At 62.5% G+C, this 17,371-nt stretch carries 16 protein-coding genes; 7 read left to right on the top strand and 9 right to left on the bottom strand.

Features of this window, described 5'->3' with window-relative positions:
- Positions 1 to 44: 44 nt before the first annotated feature.
- The 6 genes from INHI_RS0101020 to INHI_RS0100995 all read right to left on the bottom strand — a co-directional run bounded on the left by INHI_RS0101020 (position 45) and on the right by INHI_RS0100995 (position 5,641).
- Positions 45 to 857 carry a transporter substrate-binding domain-containing protein gene (locus INHI_RS0101020; RefSeq protein ID WP_027246413.1) on the bottom strand — a complete coding sequence of 271 codons (813 nt, stop codon included), beginning with the start codon at positions 855 to 857 and terminating at the stop codon, positions 45 to 47.
- A 33-nt stretch (positions 858 to 890) separates the two neighbouring features.
- Positions 891 to 2,027, bottom strand: coding sequence for a HesA/MoeB/ThiF family protein (locus tag INHI_RS0101015; RefSeq protein ID WP_027246412.1), 1,137 nt, complete (start codon positions 2,025 to 2,027; stop codon positions 891 to 893).
- Positions 2,027 to 2,482: a dUTP diphosphatase gene (gene dut / locus INHI_RS0101010; protein WP_027246411.1), complete on the bottom strand. Its 456-nt coding sequence runs from the start codon at positions 2,480 to 2,482 to the stop codon at positions 2,027 to 2,029. The genes INHI_RS0101015 and dut overlap by 1 nt, the downstream gene beginning before the upstream one ends.
- 42 nt (positions 2,483 to 2,524) lie before the next feature.
- Positions 2,525 to 3,727 (bottom strand): bifunctional phosphopantothenoylcysteine decarboxylase/phosphopantothenate--cysteine ligase CoaBC, encoded by a 1,203-nt coding sequence (gene coaBC / locus INHI_RS0101005; RefSeq protein ID WP_027246410.1) that lies wholly within the window; start codon positions 3,725 to 3,727, stop codon positions 2,525 to 2,527.
- 100 nt (positions 3,728 to 3,827) lie between these two features.
- Positions 3,828 to 4,766 (bottom strand): ChaN family lipoprotein, encoded by a 939-nt coding sequence (locus INHI_RS0101000; protein WP_027246409.1) that lies wholly within the window; start codon positions 4,764 to 4,766, stop codon positions 3,828 to 3,830.
- Positions 4,763 to 5,641, bottom strand: coding sequence for an RNA polymerase factor sigma-32 (locus INHI_RS0100995; RefSeq protein ID WP_014875566.1), 879 nt, complete (start codon positions 5,639 to 5,641; stop codon positions 4,763 to 4,765). Before INHI_RS0100995 ends, INHI_RS0101000 begins: the two co-directional genes overlap by 4 nt.
- Before the next feature lie 295 nt (positions 5,642 to 5,936).
- Here INHI_RS0100995 and cobU point away from each other — a divergent pair, with 295 nt between their 5' ends.
- From cobU to INHI_RS0100975, 4 genes are all read left to right on the top strand, one after another.
- Positions 5,937 to 6,455: a bifunctional adenosylcobinamide kinase/adenosylcobinamide-phosphate guanylyltransferase gene (gene cobU / locus INHI_RS0100990; protein ID WP_014880878.1), complete on the top strand. Its 519-nt coding sequence runs from the start codon at positions 5,937 to 5,939 to the stop codon at positions 6,453 to 6,455.
- The gene (locus INHI_RS0100985) at positions 6,452 to 7,057 is read left to right on the top strand and encodes a histidine phosphatase family protein (RefSeq protein WP_036766728.1); all 606 of its coding nucleotides are present in this window, start codon (positions 6,452 to 6,454) and stop codon (positions 7,055 to 7,057) included. Before cobU ends, INHI_RS0100985 begins: the two co-directional genes overlap by 4 nt.
- 58 nt (positions 7,058 to 7,115) lie before the next feature.
- The gene (locus tag INHI_RS0100980) at positions 7,116 to 7,799 is read left to right on the top strand and encodes a glutathione S-transferase (protein WP_027246407.1); all 684 of its coding nucleotides are present in this window, start codon (positions 7,116 to 7,118) and stop codon (positions 7,797 to 7,799) included.
- Between the two features lie 121 nt (positions 7,800 to 7,920).
- The gene (locus INHI_RS0100975) at positions 7,921 to 9,423 is read left to right on the top strand and encodes a YifB family Mg chelatase-like AAA ATPase (protein ID WP_027246406.1); all 1,503 of its coding nucleotides are present in this window, start codon (positions 7,921 to 7,923) and stop codon (positions 9,421 to 9,423) included.
- Between the two features lie 22 nt (positions 9,424 to 9,445).
- Here INHI_RS0100975 and gshB read toward each other — a convergent pair whose 3' ends face one another.
- The 3 genes from gshB to rsmI form a co-directional block, all read right to left on the bottom strand.
- On the bottom strand, positions 9,446 to 10,378 hold the full coding sequence (gshB, locus tag INHI_RS0100970; RefSeq protein ID WP_027246405.1) for a glutathione synthase: 933 nt from the start codon (positions 10,376 to 10,378) through the stop codon (positions 9,446 to 9,448).
- Between the two features lie 98 nt (positions 10,379 to 10,476).
- The gene (locus tag INHI_RS0100965; RefSeq protein ID WP_014875572.1) at positions 10,477 to 10,881 is read right to left on the bottom strand and encodes a YraN family protein; all 405 of its coding nucleotides are present in this window, start codon (positions 10,879 to 10,881) and stop codon (positions 10,477 to 10,479) included.
- A gap of 2 nt (positions 10,882 to 10,883) precedes the next feature.
- Positions 10,884 to 11,744, bottom strand: coding sequence for a 16S rRNA (cytidine(1402)-2'-O)-methyltransferase (rsmI, locus tag INHI_RS0100960; protein WP_027246404.1), 861 nt, complete (start codon positions 11,742 to 11,744; stop codon positions 10,884 to 10,886).
- A gap of 84 nt (positions 11,745 to 11,828) precedes the next feature.
- Here rsmI and INHI_RS0100955 point away from each other — a divergent pair, with 84 nt between their 5' ends.
- From INHI_RS0100955 to murJ, 3 genes are read left to right on the top strand one after another with little or no spacing between them, the layout of a single operon-like run.
- Positions 11,829 to 13,001, top strand: a complete 1,173-nt coding sequence (locus tag INHI_RS0100955) for a penicillin-binding protein activator (protein ID WP_027246403.1) — start codon at positions 11,829 to 11,831, stop codon at positions 12,999 to 13,001.
- Entirely contained in the window at positions 12,961 to 15,789 is a 2,829-nt protein-coding gene (locus INHI_RS0100950; protein WP_027246402.1) for a [protein-PII] uridylyltransferase, read from the top strand. The genes INHI_RS0100955 and INHI_RS0100950 overlap by 41 nt, the downstream gene beginning before the upstream one ends.
- Positions 15,786 to 17,342 (top strand): murein biosynthesis integral membrane protein MurJ, encoded by a 1,557-nt coding sequence (gene murJ, locus INHI_RS0100945; RefSeq protein WP_027246401.1) that lies wholly within the window; start codon positions 15,786 to 15,788, stop codon positions 17,340 to 17,342. The genes INHI_RS0100950 and murJ overlap by 4 nt, the downstream gene beginning before the upstream one ends.
- Positions 17,343 to 17,371: the final 29 nt, after the last annotated feature.

The following is a 17,371-nucleotide window of genomic DNA, read 5'->3' as shown; positions in this document are numbered from 1 at the left end:
ATCCCCGGCGCCTGGGCCGGGGATTGGTCGGTGTCTGTGCAGGGTTATCCGCCGAGCTTATACTCAAGGAACCATTTGGTGTTCAGCGCCTCCAGCGTGCCGTCTGCCTCCATCGCGGCGATGGCTGCATTGATCGGCGCCACCAGATCGCTGCCCTTGGGGAAGATGAAGCCGAAATCCTCAGTCCCCAACGGCTCACCCACGATTTTCAGCGCCCCGTCAGAGGCCTGCACGTACCCGTTGGCAGCGGTGCTGTCCGACAGTGCCAGATCCACATCGCCCGTGCGCAGCGCCTGAATGGCCGCGCCAAAGGTTTCAAACAGCTTGATGCGCGGGTTGGCCTCGTCACCATCCAGAATATCGTAAACCGTCACGTAAAACGGCGTGGTGCCGGGCTGCGCGCCCGCCAACAGGTCCGCATCCGCGGCAAAACCTGCAGCATCATCAAACCGGCTCTCATCCCCGGCCACGATCATGCGCATTTGCGAGGTCAGGTATTTGTCGGAGAAATCAACCTTTTCCTTGCGATCATCGCGAATGGTGATGCCTGTCATGCCCATGTCATACTGGCCATCGCTGACCGCCGGGATCATCGCGTCCCAGCTGGTGGTTTCATAGACAACGGTGATGTTGATCCGCTCGGCGATCTCCGCCATGGCGTCATATTCCCAGCCAATCGCCTTGCCGCTGGACGGTTCGACGAATTGCAACGGCGGATAGGCGTTTTCTACCGAAACAACCACTTCGCGCCCCTCAAGGTCCGGCAGATCCGCAGCCGTGGCTGCGCTTGCCAGCAATGCCACCCCTGCGGTTGCGGCCACCGTTTTCAGAGCCGTTTGGGTCCAATTGAATGTCATCTTATCCTCCCCTTTGGTGATGTAATTGCGTCGTCAGATTGTCTCGGATGACCCCGCATCGGAGTGCAGCGCGCCCGTCTCTTTTCTAGTCTCTTTCTTCCCGGTCTCCTCCACAGGTCCAGCACCGCCCGCACAAATCGGGCAATCACTGCGTTGGCTGAGGGTGATCTTGCGGCTCTCGGAATAGAGCCCGTCGTAGATCAGCATCTCGCCCTGCAGGGTCTGACCCGCGCCGGTGACCGCCTTGATCGCCTCCAGCGCCATCATCGCGCCAACAACACCGGGCAAGGGCCCCACGACCCCGGCCTCGGAACAGCTGGGGGCAAGCCCTGCGGCCGGTGCCTCGGGAAAGATGCACTGATAACAGGGGCCGCCTGCGGTGGGGTGAAACAGCGAAATCTGCCCCTCCCACTGCGACAGCGCGCCTGAAATCAGCGGCTTGCCCAGTGCCACGGCGGTGCGATTGACCAGATAGCGCGTTTCGAAATTGTCGGTGCCATCCAGGATCAGATCATAATCGCCAAAAAGATCGGTCGCGATATCCGCGTCCAGGCGGCGGTGATAGGGGCGCACGGTGACATATGGGTTCTGCGCCTCCATCGCGGCCTGGGCCGAGAATACCTTGGGGATGCCGATATCCTGATCGCGGTGGATCACCTGCCGCTGCAGATTGGCGTTTTCCACCAGATCATCGTCGATCACCCCAATGGTGCCCACCCCGGCGGCGGCAAGATATTGCAGCGCGGGCGCGCCCAAGCCCCCTGCCCCGATCACCAGAACACGGGCCTTGCGGAGTTTCTTCTGCCCCGGCCCGCCCAGTTCGCGCAGGACGATGTGACGGGCGTAGCGGTCCAGCTCGCTCTCCGAGAATTTGTCCGGGCGAGGTTTGGCGCCACCCTCGGCATCTTCCTCCGGCTGTGCGCGGCTGCGCAGGCGGCGCAACAAATGACGATACGCCAGCACCAGAACCACCATTCCGGCCAGCACCAGCCAGGGCGCCGCAGATCCACCGGTGGCCCCCCGCAGCGGTGCGGTTTCAGGCAGGGTCAGATGCACCGCGAGAATAGCGATATACAGCACCCCGAGCAGGCCCAGCCGCAGGGTGTGCCCCAGCCCGAGAAACCGCCCGCCCCACCAGATGAGAGCCGCAAGAACAACAATCGACAGCATCAGCGCTGCCCCGTGGAGCCAAAGCCACCGCTGCCGCGCGCGCTATCACTCAGGCTGTCGACCAGTTGAAAACGCGCCTGCAGCACCGGCGCAACCACCATCTGCGCGATGCGGTCCCCATGGGCGATCTCAAACGGGGCGTCACCTGCGTTCATCACAATAACCCCCAGCGGGCCGCGATAATCGCTGTCGATAGTGCCGGGCGCATTGGGCAGGGTGATGCCATGTTTCAGCGCAAGGCCGGAGCGGGGGCGGATCTGCACCTCATAACCTTGCGGGATTTCCAGTCGCAGCCCGGTGGGCACCAGCGCTCGGGCACCAGGGGCAAGGGTCAGGCGCGCGCGATCCGGCAGGTTGGCGCGCAGATCGGCACCTGCGGCTTCGGCCGTCTGATAGGCGGGCAGCGGCACATCCCTGTCTGCGCCCTCGTCATATGTGATGCGGATCTCGACCATTCCTGTGCCTTGTCCTTATTCGATGTTTCCTATTCGGGCGGCTCAGCCTCTCTCTGTGAGCGCCGCTGCGATGCGATCCGCCAATTGACGTGCGACAGCGCCCTTGTCCATGCGCGGCCAGCTCTCTGCGCCTTGATCTGAGATCAGCACAACCGCGTTTTCGCTGCCGCCCATGATACCTGTCGCGGGGGAGACATCATTGGCAATAATCCAGTCACAGCCCTTGCGCAGGCGTTTAGCGGTGGCGTTTTCCACCACATCATTGGTTTCTGCCGCAAACCCCACAACAAGTCTCGGCCGCCCCTCATCCAGATGCGACACGGTTTTGAGGATGTCGGGGTTTTCGGCAAATTCCATCACTGGCAGGCCATCCTTCGATTTCTTCAGCTTGCGATCAGAGGCGCTGGTGACCCGCCAGTCGGCCACGGCTGCGGCAAAGACACCGGCGTCCGCAGGCAGGGCGGCGGTCACCGCGTCGGCCATCTCTTGCGCGGTCTCCACGGCCACCACCTCAACCCCCTCGGGCGGCGCGACGCTGGCAGGGCCCGTGATGAAGACCACCTCAGCGCCCAGATCGCGCAGAGCACGGGCCAGCGCAGTTCCCTGCGCTCCGGATGAGCGGTTGGCGATATAGCGCACCGGGTCGATCGGCTCATGGGTGGGGCCGGAGGTCAGGACAATACGCTGTCCCTTCAGCGGCCCGTCGGAGAGTTTGGCGACAATCGCGGTAACAATGGCGTCCGGTTCCGCCAGACGGCCGGGGCCAAATTCACCGCAGGCCATGCCGCCCTCATCCGGGCCGACGCAAGCAACACCATCCGCCAGCAGGATCTCAAGATTGCGCTGGGTCGCCGGATGCTGCCACATGCGCACATTCATCGCAGGCGCCAACAGCACCGGCGTATCGGTTGCCAGCAGCAGGGTGGAGGCCAGATCATTGGCGTGACCATTGGCCATCTTCGCCATCAGATCTGCGGTTGCCGGGGCCACCACCAGTAGATCCGCGCTGCGCGACAGTTGGATATGGCCCATCTCAGCCTCGGCTGTCAGATCAAACAGGTCCCGGTGGACTGCCTGCCCGGCCAGTGCAGAGACTGACAAGGGGGTCACAAATTCCTCTCCCGCCTTGGTCAGGACCGGCACCACCTCGGCGCCCTGATCCTGCAGCCGACGGATCAGCTCCAGCGATTTATAGGCGGCAATCCCGCCGCCGATGATCAGGAGAATACGTTTGTTCGCCAGCATTTGCCCATCCTTGCCGCAGGTCCCGGCAAACTCTACTGCGCCACGCCGCCAGTGTGAAACGGTTTTCGGCGACCCCTGGCCTGGCGCCGGGATAGGGTTGTTACTGGAACGCCAGACAGGGATCCGGACGGTGGATGGCAACCGCGTCCAGAACCACATCGAACACGCCCGCGATCTGGCTGTCTTCGGACTGGCCAAGGGCCGCGATCCGCAAATCGGGACGTGCCTTGTGCAGCGCCACTGGGGCGCCACGATCCAGCCGTGCATGACCATTGCCGGTGATGACAACAACAGGACCCTTGGATCTGTCATAATCTGGCTGCTGCATCGCGATCAAAACGGCACGTGCCAGCGCCGCGTCCCGCAGTCGCTGCAAATCAACCAGCACCGGCAGCATTTCAGGTGGCATGGCGTTGCAGTGATTGACCAGTTGATCCGCCTCCCGCTGAGATTGCTGCGCCTCTGGCAGCGGATCCGTCAGGCCATATCGCGACGCCTCCACACCGAAGAAGGCGGCCACCCCGATCTCCATCGCGCGGCGGGTGTCTGCGCGGGGCACCAAGGCGCCGAATTGCGCAGCCTCACTGCTGGCGGAGAATACCGGTTGATAGAGTGCAAAGTCGGGCCAGCCGGATTGTGCCCAATCCAGTATTTCGGCCAAGGCGGCAGCGTCTCGCAGCAGCGCTGGTGTCAGTCTTTGCGACTGTTCCATAGTGATCATTTCCCAGACCACCGCCTGGGGAAGCAATTGCGCGATCAATTCCGCCTGTACCTGATGATGGGCCGGATTGTCATGTACCTCACCCAGAAAGACCACGTCGGCCTCAGCCAGAACCGGTAGCACCTCAGCGCTGGAGCGAGCTAGCACCGCAGGCGATGGGGCATGTCCGATATTGCTGTCTGCCGCGCCACTGCCCGCCATGGCAACGGCCAGAACCATTGCGCATAACGCCAAGCGCCCCAGTGCTGAGCCGCGCATAAGGAAGGCGCGTCCGATCCGGGGCGCGCCTTTGTTGATAACATCACTATGGTTTTTCATAGGAGGAAGTTCTGGACTTCCCGTGAACAGGTTTCAAGCGATTTGCGCATCTTCTGAAAGGCACCTGCCTCCAGCTGGCGCACACGCTCCTTGGACAGGCCCAGCTCGGTTCCGAGGCTCTCCAATGTGCGCGGTTTTTCCCGCAGTTTGCGTTCCGTGATGATGAAGCGTTCGCGGTCGTTCAGCGCCTGCATCGCCTCCACCAGCCAAGTCCGCAGCTGCCGGGTGTCATGGCTTTCCTCGACCAGCTCGGCGGCCTGAGCGCTGTCGTCTTCCAGCGCCTCGATCCACTCGCGCCCCTCTTCCTCGGCTGACTGGACAGCATTCAACGAAAAATCCGCGCCCGCCAACCGCCCGTCCATCATCTGCACATCCCGCAGTGGCACGCCGATTTCGGTGGCGATCTGCTGGTGCAGCTGATGCTGGTCCAGGCGCGTGCCTTCCGACTGGGCCTGTCGCTCCAGCTGGGCCTGCACCCTGCGCATATTGAAGAACAGCGATTTCTGCGAGGAGGTCGACCCGGTCCGCACCATCGACCAGTTGCGCATCACATAGTCCTGAATGGAGGCCTTGATCCACCAGACCGCATAGGTGGAGAAGCGCACACCCCGATCAGGGTCAAACTTGTCTGCCGCCTTCATCAGGCCCAGACCCGCCTCCTGAATAAGGTCATTCATCGGCGCGCCGTAGCGGCGAAATTTGGACGCCATCGAGATGGCCAGTCGCATATAGGCGTTGATCAAACGGTGCAGTGCCTGCACATCGCGTTCATCCCGCCAGGCGTAGGCCAGTTGCAGCTCTGTTTCCGCGTCCAGCAATTCCGCCTTCATTGCCCGCTTGGGCAACGGGTTTTCGATCATGGTATCAAGTGCCATTTTTCTTCCCCGTAGATGAATTTTGATCTGTTTACGCGCGCCGCGCGGATTTGGATCACTTCACAATTGGCAAATTCCCGAAAATAGGGTCGGGACTGTTGTCTGTGGCCGGACAGGTTGTGGCGAAAAACGCATAACGCGCCGCCACATCGGGCCGGTCTGGGGTGCAATAAACGTCTGAAATACGGCGTCATCTTAGGCAGGTTGACGCGCCCTTGTGGTCAACACATCTTGTGCTGCATCGCACCCGTGGCTACCCAGTCACGCAACACTCGATATGTTCAGGGTAGTAAAATTGCCGTCTAAAGTCACATTCATTCTTGGCGGCGCAGCGTCTGGCAAGTCGGCCTTTGCCGAAAGCCTCTGCCTAAGCTCCGGTAAAGACAGGGTTTACCTCGCTACTTCACAAGTGTTTGACGATGAGATGCGCGCGAAGATTGACCGCCACCTTCATCAGCGGGGCACCGGCTGGACCACCAATGAGGCGCCGATGGACCTCGCGCCGGTGCTCGACTCGCTGGCGGCGGATCAGATCTGTCTTGTGGATTGCGCCACCATGTGGCTCAGCAATCAGATGCTGGCGGAGGCGGATTTGCAGGCGGCGCAGCACCACCTGCTGGATGCCTTGCAGCGCTGCGCGGCTGAGGTGGTGGTGGTGTCAAACGAGGTGGGGCACGGCATCGTGCCTGACAATGCGCTGGCCCGGCAGTTCCGCGAGGCGCAGGGTCGGCTCAATATCGCATTGGCCGGGATGGCTGACCGGGCCGTGCTGGTCACCGCCGGGCTACCGCAGGTGCTGAAAGGAACGCTATGAGCAACGATGCGATCACGAGACTGTTTCTGGTCCGTCACGGCCCAACCCATGCCAAATCCATGGTCGGCTGGTCCGATCTGCCGGCTGATCTGTCGGACACGGGCGCGCTGGACCGGCTGCATGGATATCTCCCCGCTGAGGCGCTGGTGGTCTCCTCCGACCTCAGTCGGGCGCGCGACACGGCGACTGCTATCGGGCGCGACCGGCAGCGGCTGGAGGATCATCCGGATCTGCGCGAGATTCATTTCGGCGCCTGGGAGCTGCGCAGCTGGCGCGAGATCGACGCCGAAGACCCCGACCGCATCCGCGCCTATTGGGAAACCCCCGGCGACGTGACCCCTCCCGGCGGCGAAAGCTGGAATCAGGTCTGCGCGCGGGTGAATGGGGCCATCAATGGGCTGATCGACACCCATCGCGGGCGCAATCTGATTGTGGTGGGCCATTTTGGCCAGATCCTGACGCAGATCCAGCGGGCCGAGCGGCTGACCGCTGAAGAGGCCTTCTCGCACCGGATCGACAATCTGTCGGTCACGGAACTCACCCATCGGGGGGCTGATTGGGAACAGGGGTGGGGCTGCGGCAAAATCAATCACAATCCGTGATGATTTTCTTCACAAATATTACATTTTAGAATGATCTATGACGCGTTAGCCTCGCGCTATGACATATCAACTCTATATCGGTGATCGCAAGTATTCCAGCTGGTCGTTGCGCGGCTGGCTGATGCTGGAAAAATTCAACCTGCCCCATGAGGTCTCTCTGATTGAGATGTTTTCGGGCACCATGAAGGACAGAATGGCGGCGCTGGCGCCTGCGCGGCTGCTGCCGACGCTGCAACTGCCCGATGGTACGGTGATTGGCGAGACCGTTGCCATTGCCGAAACTCTGGCGGAGCGCCATCCCGAGGCTGGCATGTGGCCCGAAGATCCGCGCCAGCGCGCGACGGCCCGCTGGCTGGTGGCGGAGATGGCCTCTGGTTTTGGCGCGCTGCGCAGCGCCTGTCCGATGCAATTGGCCCATATCTATCAGGGGTTTGAACCCTCTGAGGCGGTTCTGGCGGATCTGCGGCGCATTGAGACGCTGTTTGCTCATGCGCGGACGGTCTCGGGCTGCGCCGAGGGCTGGCTCTTTGGCAGCTATTCCATCGCGGATGCCTTTTATGCGCCGGTGGCGGCGCGCATTGTCGGATTTGACCTGCCTGTTTCGGATGAGATGCGTGCCTATTGTCGCGTCACCCTTTCTGATCCTGTGCTGCGCCGCTGGCAGGATCGAATGGATGAGGTGAAGTATAGCACCGATCCCTACCCGATTGATTTGCCGCGCATCCCCTGGCAGTTGAGCTGAACTGCCGGTCAGCCATCAGGGTAAATAATGCGTAAAACCTCAGGGGCCCTCCACGCGCATTAACGACTCCGAAACCACGTTCACCAAGCATCTCTCCCCACCCATAGCGGAAAGGGGAGAGATGATTTCGCGCGCGTATACCGTTGCCTTTCAAGGCATTGAGGCCCGCCCGGTTGAGGTGCAATGCGCTGTCGCACCCGGCTTGCCTGCCTTTTCCATCGTAGGTCTACCGGACAAGGCAGTCAGCGAGGCGCGTGAACGGGTGCGCTCCGCCCTTGCGACCATGTCGATCGCCCTGCCCTCGCGCCGGATCACGGTCAACCTGTCGCCTGCGGATCTGCCCAAGGAGGGTAGCCATTTTGACCTGCCCATTGCGCTGGCGCTGCTGGCAGCGATTGAGATTATTCCGGCAGAAGCAGCATCAGAGACCATTGCCCTTGGCGAACTGTCCCTTGACGGCAGCCTTGTGCCGGTGGTGGGCGCCCTGCCCGCAGCCATGGCCGCTGCCAGCGAGGGGCGGAGGCTGCTCTGCCCCAGAGCCTCGGGCGCCGAGGCCGCCTGGGTCAGTGATGCAACGGTGATTGGCGCCAGCGGGCTGTCAGACGTCGTGCGGCATTCCACGGGGCAAATGGTGATCACGCCTGCCGAACCCGGTGAGGTCATCGACATCCCCGCTACAAAGGACTTGCGCGATGTGAAAGGACAGGAGCGGGCCAAACGCGCGCTTGAGATTGCTGCCGCCGGGCGACACCATCTGTTTATGGTGGGGGCACCGGGATCGGGCAAATCCATGCTGGCTGCGCGACTGCCGTCGATTCTGCCGGTTCTAACGCCAGCCGAGGCGCTGGAAACCTCAATGATCCAGTCCCTGTGCGGATTGATCGACGAAGGGGGCATTTGTCGCAATCGGCCATACCGGGAACCCCATCACACCGCGTCGATGGCAGCCATCGTTGGCGGTGGCAGGCGAGCACAACCCGGCGAGATCAGCCTGGCCCATAACGGGGTCTTGTTTCTGGATGAGTTACCAGAGTTCAGCCGTGCTGTGCTGGAAACCCTGCGCCAACCGCTGGAAACCGGCCATGTGAATGTGGCGCGTGCAAATGCTCATGTCAGCTACCCCAGCCGTTTCATGCTGGTGGCCGCTGCCAACCCCTGCAAATGCGGTGCCTTGAGCGATCCCAGCCGCGCCTGTGCCCGCGCGCCGCAATGTTCGGCGGATTATCTGGGACGCATTTCCGGCCCGTTGATCGACCGGTTTGATCTGCGAGTCGATGTGCCGCCTGTTGGGTTCGCCGATCTGGATCTGCCCAGTGCGGGCGAAACATCTGATCAGATCGCCCTAAGGGTGGCCATCGCCCGCGAGATCCAGACCAGCCGCTACCACGATCATCCGGGGCTGCGCCAGAACGCCGATGCCGAGGGGCAACTGCTGGAGGAGGTGGCCACGCCCGATGCCGAGAGCCGCGCATTGTTGTTGCAGGCAGCGGACCGGTTCGGACTGACCGCGCGCGGCTATCACCGGGTCCTGCGGGTGGCCCGCACCATCGCGGATCTGGACGGGGCGCCGGATGTCCGCCGCCCCCATATCGCCGAAGCGATCAGTTTTCGCATTGCCGCCTAGGCGGGTTTTCCCAGCTGATAGCTCAGAGCTTGGCTTCGATTGCTTGCCAGATCTTTTCGGCGATATTCACCCCGTCAAAGCGCTCCAGCTCCTGAATGCCGGTGGGTGAGGTCACGTTGATCTCTGTGAGATAGTCGCCGATCACATCGATCCCGACGAAGATCTGTCCCTTTTCACGCAGCAGGGGTCCGATGGCGGCGCAAATCTCGCGATCCCGGTCACTGAGGCTGATTTTCTCGGGACGGCCACCGACATGCATGTTGGAGCGGGTTTCGCCCGCTGCAGGCACGCGGTTGATCGCGCCAACCGGCTCACCATCGACGAGGATCACCCGTTTGTCGCCATTCGACACATCCGGCAAGAATTTCTGCACGATCAGCGGCTCCCGGCTGAAGCCGGTGAACAGCTCATGCAGAGAAGTCAGGTTGCGGTCATTGGCGTCGAGCCGGAACACACCGGCCCCGCCATTGCCATAGAGCGGCTTCAGAATGATGTCGCCGTGTTTCTCCTTGAACGCCTTGATGGTGTCCAGATCGCGGGCGACGGTGGTCGGCGGTGTCAGCTCGGGGAAATCCAGAACCAGCAGTTTTTCGGGGTAGTTGCGGACCCAGAACGGATCATTGACCACCAGCGTCTGGCCCTTGAGACGGTCCAGCAGATGGGTGGAGGTGATGTAATGCATGTCAAAGGGCGGGTCCTGACGCAGCCAGACCACGTCAAAGTCGCTCAGGTCGACTTCGCGGCGCGGGCCGAGTTCCGCCGGGGTGCCAGCCACCCGCTGGACCGTCATATCATGGCCGCGCGCGGTGATGCGCCCCTCCTGATAGGCCAGCTGGTCGGGACCGTAGAAAAACAGGCTATGCCCGCGCGCCTGCGCCTCCTCAGCGAGGCGGAAGCTGCTGTCGGCGTTGATGTCAACGTCGGTGATCGGGTCCATTTGAAAGGCGATTTTCATAATGTCAGTCCCTCATGACATGGGCAAAATGACATGGGCAAAACCGCCCACGCGGAATACATGACCCAGCTTGGCGGCGGGTTCAATGGCTGAACTGATCAACCGTGACCATAGGCGTTTTCCAGCACCTCAACCCTGCCGGTGCCATCCACCACCGCGACATCAAGCCGTGCCTCCGTTAGCTGGCCCGCCGGTTCATCCGCAAGAAACTGCGCTGCACTGGCCATCATGCGCTGCATCTGCGCGGCATTGATGCGCGCCATGGCCTGATCGCGGGTGGCGCTGTGTTTGACCTCAACAAACACCACCATCGCCCCAAGCCGCAGGATAAGATCGATTTCAGCGCTGCCGCCCCGCCAGCGGCGTGCCGCGATCTGATAGCCCTGCCGTTCATAGTGGCGCGCCACCAACTCCTCCGCCGCCTGTCCGGCGTGATGGGATTTTGCGCCACGTAGCCCACGGGCCGAGGCGCGCCTGGGCGGGGTGTCCTGCCGCCCGGCCACGCTCAGCCGGCGTCCTTGGCCATATCGAGCGCCAGTTGGTAGATCTTGCGGCGGGGCAGATTGTGCATCTCGGCCACGATGGAGGCGGCGTCTTTTACGGAGTTGTCCTTCAGCGCGGCGCGCAGATCGCTGTCGAGGTCGCCGTCGCTGACACTGACGCCGCGTGCCCGGTCAACGAGCACCACGATCTCGCCTTTGACGGGGGCCTGATCCAGCCCCTCGGCGAGGGTCAGCAGGCTGTCGCGGCGCACCTCCTCGAATTTCTTGGTGATTTCACGGCAGAGCGCGGCGGGACGGTCGCCGAGAACCGCCGCCATGTCGCGCAGGGAGGCCGCAATCCGCTTGGGCGATTCGTAAAAGACCAGCGTGCCGGGCACGGCTGCCAGCTCTTCAAGCCGCTTGCGCCGGGCGCCGCTGGCGTTCGGCAGGAAGCCCGCAAAGAAAAACGCATCCGTTGGCAGGCCAGCCAGTGTCAGCGCCGCCAGCGCCGCAGAGGCCCCCGGCGCCACGGTCACCAGATGCCCGGCCTCAGCGGCGGCGCGGCTGAGGTCATAGCCCGGATCGGCAATAAGCGGCATACCCGCCTCGGAGGCATAGGCAACCGATTGCCCCTCCTCCAGCGCAGCCAGCAGGCGTGCGCGGGCCCCTGCACCGCTGTGATCGTGATAGGCCACAATCTGCCGACCATTGAGCGGAATACCGTGGATTTCCATCAGTTTGCGCAAGGAACGGGTGTCCTCGGCGGCGATCATGTCGGCAGAAGCCAGCACATCCAGCGCCCGCAGAGTGATGTCGCGCGCGGTGCCGATGGGCGTCGCAACAAAGTAGAGGCCGGATGGCAAATGGACGATCTTGTGATTCACGCTGGACCCGCCTTGTTGGTCGTTTATGATCCCTCAGGTACCAACACGGCGTACGCCGCCGGACAAGGGAGTTTCAAGTCCATTATGTTTGCTGTTTTTCAACACGCCCGCAAGGCGGCAATGACCGCTGCTACCGTGGTTTCGACGCTGGCACTGGCCGCCTGTGATACCTTGCCAACCGGTGGCGGGCCATCGATCAACACAACCAAACCCGTGCCCGTTGCCCTGCTGGTGCCGCGCGGGTCCGCCCAGTCCGGCGATGCGCTGCTGGCCAAAAGCCTTGAGAATGCGGCCCGGATGGCGATTGCCGATCTCAACGGGGCGCAGATCGATCTGCGAATCTATGACACCGCAGGCACGCCCCAGCAGGCCGCAACCGCCGCGACCACCGCGATCAATGATGGCGCGCGGATCATTCTGGGGCCAGTCTATGCCGAGGCCGCAAATGCCGCGGGTCTGGTAGCCGCACAGCGCAACGTCAACGTTCTGGCCTTCTCCAACAACAGCGCCATTGCCGGTGGCAATGTCTTTATCCTCGGGCCGACCTTCGACAACACAGCACGCCGTCTGACCAGCTATGCCACCCGTCAGGGCAAGGGCAATATGGTGATCGTCAGCGGCAGCGACCCCGCAGGTCAGGCCGGCCGTGTGGCGATTGAGCGCGCAGCCGCAGGTACCGGGGCCAATATCAATGGCGCTGTCAGCTACCAGCTGTCGCAGCAGGGCGTGATCAACGCCATCCCGACGATCCGCTCAACCGTTGCCAGCAGCGGCGCGCAATCGGTGTTCCTGACCGCGAATACCGCCGGTGCCCTGCCCCTGCTGACCCAGCTGATGCCGGAGGCAGGCGTGGACCCGGCCGCAACACAGTATATCGGCCTCACCCGCTGGGATATTCCGGCACAGACGCTGGCCCTGCCGGGTGTGCAGGGCGGCTGGTTTGCAATGCCCGACACCAACCGGTCGCAGCAATTCCGCAGCCGCTATCAGGCCAGCTATGGTGCCGCTCCGCATCCGATCGGTGGTCTTGCCTATGACGGGATCGCCGCCATTGGCGCACTGGTGAGTGCAGGCAAATCCGACGCGCTGACCGGCGCGGCGCTGACCCGTGGCAATGGGTTCCAGGGCACCGGCGGCATTTTCCGCCTGCGCCCCGATGGCACCAATGAACGCGGCCTTGCGGTTGCGACAATCCAAGAACAGAAGGTTGTGGTTATTGACCCAGCTCCCAGCAGCTTCGCCGGTGCCGGATTCTGATCCAGCGCTGCCGGACACCGTCCATCTCCCACCTTTGCTGGGGCCGCTGATCTGCGACCCCGGCAAAATTTTTGACGCCGTTGCCGTGCGCGCCGCCATCACCGCCCTGTCGCGGGATTGCTCGGCGGCGGAGCTGCGCGCTGGCGTTGTGAAAATCCTGCGCGAGGCCAATCTGGCCGGGCGCGCCGCCATCGCCGAGGCCTTTGCCGAGGAACCCTTTGCCGCACGGGCCCTGACCCGGTCTTATGTCTATCTGACCGACGGTCTGGTCACTGCCGCCTATTTCACCGCCACCAGCCTGCTGCACCCGCTGTCCAACCCCACCCAGGGCGAACGGATCGCGGTGATTGCGGTTGGCGGCTACGGACGGGGTGAGATGGCGCCCCAGTCCGACGTGGACCTGCTGTTTCTCACCCCGTACAAAATCACCGCCTGGGCTGAGAGCGCGATTGAATCGATGCTCTACATTCTGTGGGATCTGCGCCTGAAGGTGGGCCATTCGAGCCGCACCATCCGCGATTGCATCCGGCTGGGGGGTGAGGATTTCACCATTCGCACCGCCATGCTGGAACAGCGGTTTCTGGACGGCGACGCCGGGCTGGCGGCTGATCTGGACCGGCGGCTGAATGCGGAGCTGTTTTCCAAGGACGCCCGCGACTTCGTCGAGGCCAAGCTGGCCGAGCGTGACGCCCGCCACCTGAAACAGGGGGAGCGCTATGTCGTGGAACCCAACGTCAAGGAGGGCAAAGGCGGTTTGCGCGATCTGCAGTCCCTCTACTGGATCGCCAAATATCTCTATCAAGTTCAGGATGTCGCCGAACTGGTGCCGATGGGGCTGTTCAGCCCGGAAGAGCTGGACTCCTTTGCCAAGGCTGAAAACTTCCTCTGGGCGGTGCGGGCACATCTGCATCTACTGACCAAACGGGCCACCGAACAGCTGAATTTTGACCTTCAGGTCGAGGTCGCCGCCCGCATGGGATATGAGGACCGGGCCGGGCGGCGCGCGGTTGAGGTCTTCATGCAGGAGTATTTCCGCCACGCCACCAAGGTTGGCGACGTGACCCGGATTTTCCTGACCAAGCTGGAGGCCACCCACCAGAAAAGCGAACCGCTGCTGGAACGGATTTTCCGCCGCCGCCCACGGGTAAAGCCCGGCTATGCGGTGATCCACAACCGTCTGGATGTCGCCGATCCCGATGCCTTTTGTGCGGATAAACTAAACCTGTTGCGGATCTTTGAGGAAGCGCTGCGCACGGGGATGCTGATCCATCCCGATGCCATGCGGCTGGTCACTGCCAGCCTGCATCTGGTGGATGACGAAATGCGCAACGACAAGGAAGCGCGGCGCATTTTCCTTGATCTGCTGCTGAAACATGGCAACCCCGAACGCGCCTTGCGACGGATGAACGAACTGGGGGTGCTCAGCGCCTTTGTGCCGGAGTTCGAGCCGATCGTGGCAATGATGCAGTTCAATATGTATCACTCCTACACCGTAGATGAGCACACCATTCAGGTGATCGCCAACTTTGCGGCGATTGAACGGGGCGAGTTGGAGGATGAGCTGCCGCTGTCCTCGGAAATCCTCCGCAAAGGGCTGAGCCGCAAGGTGCTGTTGGTGGCGATGCTGCTGCATGACATCGGCAAAGGGCGTGAACAGGATCATTCGATCCTCGGCGCGCAGATTGCACGACGGGTGGCGCCCCGGCTGGGCCTCAGCAAGAGCGACAGCGAAACCGTGGAATGGCTGGTGCGGTATCATCTGTTGATGTCGGATATGGCGCAGAAACGCGATATTGCCGATCCGCGCACCGTGCGCGACTTTGCCAAGGCGGTGAAGACAATCAAAAGGCTGGATCTGCTGTTGCTGCTCACGGTCTGCGACATTCGCGGTGTTGGCCCGGATACCTGGAACAACTGGAAGGCGGCGCTGCTGCGCGCGCTGTACAACCAGACCCGCGAGGCGCTGGAAAACGGCATGGAGGCGCTGAACCGGGCCCATCGCGGCACGGAGGCCAAGAAGGCCCTGCGCGCCGCCCTGCCCGACTGGCCCAAAGCCGATCTGAAGATCGAAACCGGGCGGCATTATGATCCCTACTGGCAGGGTCTGGATGTCACCGCGCATATCGACTTTGCCGAAATGCTGCGAGAGCTGACAGAGCGGGACAACCCCGCAGAGGTCATCATCCGCCTGCATCCAGATGAAGACCGGGATGCAACGCGAGCCTGTTTCTGCATGGCCGACCACCCCGGCATCTTTGCCCGCATCGCCGGTGCGCTGGCGCTGGTTGGGGCCAATGTGGTCGATGCGCGATCCTATACAACCAAAGACGGCTACGTCACCGATGCCTTCTGGATCCAGGACACCGAGGGCCACCCCTATGAGGCAGACCGCCTGCCCCGCCTGCGCGAGATGATCCACAAAACGCTCAAGGGCGAAGTGATCGCCGGCGAAGCGCTGAAGTCACGCGACAAGATCAAGAAGCGCGAACGCGCCTTCAACGTGCCCACGCATATCACCTTCGACAACGACGGCTCGGAGATCTACACGATCATCGAGGTGGACACCCGCGACCGTCCCGGGCTGCTGTATGATCTGGCCCGCACCCTTGCCGGAGCCAATATCTATATCGCCAATGCGGTCATCGCGACCTATGGCGAGCAGGTTGTCGATGCGTTTTACGTGAAGGATATGTTCGGGTTGAAATATTACTCCGAGGCCAAGCAGAAATCGCTGGAAGCCAAGCTGCGCAGTGCCATCGCCGAAGGGGCGAAGCGGGCCGGAACATGAAGCCGATCAAACTGCTGTCAGGCTTTCTCACCGTCGGATTTTGGACGCTGGCGAGCCGCATTCTGGGGTTTCTGCGCGAAATCCTGATCACCGCCTATATTGGCCCCGGTCCGCTGATGGATGCCTTTGTGGCGGCGTTCCGGCTGCCCAACATGTTCCGCCGTTTCTTTGCCGAGGGGGCGTTCAACGCAGCCTTTGTGCCGATGTTTGCCAAGCGGCTGGAGAGCGGCGAGGATCCGCAGGGCTTTGCACAGGAAGCGTTCAACCTGCTGGCCATCACGGTTCTGCTGCTGGTCGGGCTTGGCATGGTGTTCATGCCCGCACTGGTCTGGGCCACGGCAGGCGGTTTTGTGGGCGATGCGCGGTTTGATCTGGCGGTGGGCTACGGGCAGATCGTCTTTCCCTATATTCTATGCATGTCGCTGGCGGCGCTGTTTTCCGGTGTGCTGAATGCCACCGGGCGGTTTGCGGCGGCGGCGGCGGCGCCTGTCTTGCTCAACATCTTTGCCTGCGCCGCCATGGTGGCAGGCGCTGTTTTGGGCGGCGAGGTCATAAGTTGGCTGGTCTGGACCATTCCGGTGGCCGGTGTCGCGCAGTTGGCGCTGGTGTGGATCGCCGCCAGCCGGACCGGTATACGCCTGCGCCCCGGCCTGCCCCGTTGGACGCCGCAGATGAAAAACCTCGTCCGTGTGGCGCTGCCGGCGGCACTGGCGATGGGGGTGACACAGATCAATCTGGTGGTCGGGCAGCAGGTGGCCTCTGACATTGAAAACGCGGTGAGCTGGTTGTTTGTCGCGGATCGTCTGTATCAGCTGCCGCTGGGGGTCGTGGGCATTGCCATCGGCATCGTGCTGCTGCCGGATCTGTCGCGCCGCCTGCGGGCGGGTGACGATGCGGGCGCACGCGATGCGTTCTCACGTGCCGGCGAATTCTCACTGCTGCTCACGCTGCCCTCAACTGCGGCTTTTCTTGCCGTTCCGTTGGTTCTTGTGTCCGTCCTGTATGAACGCGGCGCGACCGGTGCCGATGACGTGGCCGCCATTGCCTTGGCGGTTGCCATCTATGGCGCTGGCCTGCCCGCCTTTGTGCTGCAAAAGGTGCTGCAGCCGCTGTTCTTTGCCCGCGAGGATACGCGCTCACCGTTCCGCTACGCAGTGGTGGCGATGGTGATCAATGCGGTGCTGGCTTTTGGCCTGAAACCCTATCTGGGCTGGATCGCCCCTGCCATCGCAGCGACTGTGGCGGGCTGGACCATGGTCGCCTGCCTGTGGCTGGGCGCACGCCGCATGGGAGAGGTCGCGCGGTTCGACCAGCGGTTCTACGACCGGAGCCTGCGCATTCTCACCGCCTCCGCCATCATGGGTGCTGTGCTCTTTGGTTTGGTGCAGCAGTTTGGCTGGCTGTTCTACCTGCCCAGCTGGCGCTATCTGGCGCTGTTAGGTCTGATCGTGCTGGGCGCGGTGGTCTATTTCGGTGTCGGCCAGATCATCGGCGCGGTCCGTTTGGGGGATATCAAACGTGCCGTGCGTCGCGGCGGGACCCCAACCCAGTAAGGCCCCGTAAGCCACCGTAGCGCGAGAAC

Source organism: Phaeobacter inhibens DSM 16374 (assembly GCF_000473105.1).
GTDB lineage: Bacteria > Pseudomonadota > Alphaproteobacteria > Rhodobacterales > Rhodobacteraceae > Phaeobacter > Phaeobacter inhibens.
This window is presented reverse-complemented; position numbering and strand designations above follow the sequence as displayed.

What these genes read in the sequence shown, in the direction of transcription:
- INHI_RS0100995 (WP_014875566.1), bottom strand. Translation starts at nt 5,641, where the DNA reads ATGGCACTTGATACCATGATCGAAAACCCGTTGCCCAAGCGGGCAATG.
- murJ (WP_027246401.1), top strand. Translation starts at nt 15,786, where the DNA reads ATGAAGCCGATCAAACTGCTGTCAGGCTTTCTCACCGTCGGATTTTGG.
- coaBC (WP_027246410.1), bottom strand. Translation starts at nt 3,727, where the DNA reads ATGCTGGCGAACAAACGTATTCTCCTGATCATCGGCGGCGGGATTGCC.
- gshB (WP_027246405.1), bottom strand. Translation starts at nt 10,378, where the DNA reads ATGAAAATCGCCTTTCAAATGGACCCGATCACCGACGTTGACATCAAC.
- INHI_RS0100980 (WP_027246407.1), top strand. Translation starts at nt 7,116, where the DNA reads ATGACATATCAACTCTATATCGGTGATCGCAAGTATTCCAGCTGGTCG.
- INHI_RS0100975 (WP_027246406.1), top strand. Translation starts at nt 7,921, where the DNA reads ATGATTTCGCGCGCGTATACCGTTGCCTTTCAAGGCATTGAGGCCCGC.
- INHI_RS0100955 (WP_027246403.1), top strand. Translation starts at nt 11,829, where the DNA reads ATGTTTGCTGTTTTTCAACACGCCCGCAAGGCGGCAATGACCGCTGCT.
- INHI_RS0101000 (WP_027246409.1), bottom strand. Translation starts at nt 4,766, where the DNA reads ATGAAAAACCATAGTGATGTTATCAACAAAGGCGCGCCCCGGATCGGA.
- INHI_RS0101020 (WP_027246413.1), bottom strand. Translation starts at nt 857, where the DNA reads ATGACATTCAATTGGACCCAAACGGCTCTGAAAACGGTGGCCGCAACC.
- dut (WP_027246411.1), bottom strand. Translation starts at nt 2,482, where the DNA reads ATGGTCGAGATCCGCATCACATATGACGAGGGCGCAGACAGGGATGTG.
- INHI_RS0101015 (WP_027246412.1), bottom strand. Translation starts at nt 2,027, where the DNA reads ATGCTGTCGATTGTTGTTCTTGCGGCTCTCATCTGGTGGGGCGGGCGG.
- INHI_RS0100985 (WP_036766728.1), top strand. Translation starts at nt 6,452, where the DNA reads ATGAGCAACGATGCGATCACGAGACTGTTTCTGGTCCGTCACGGCCCA.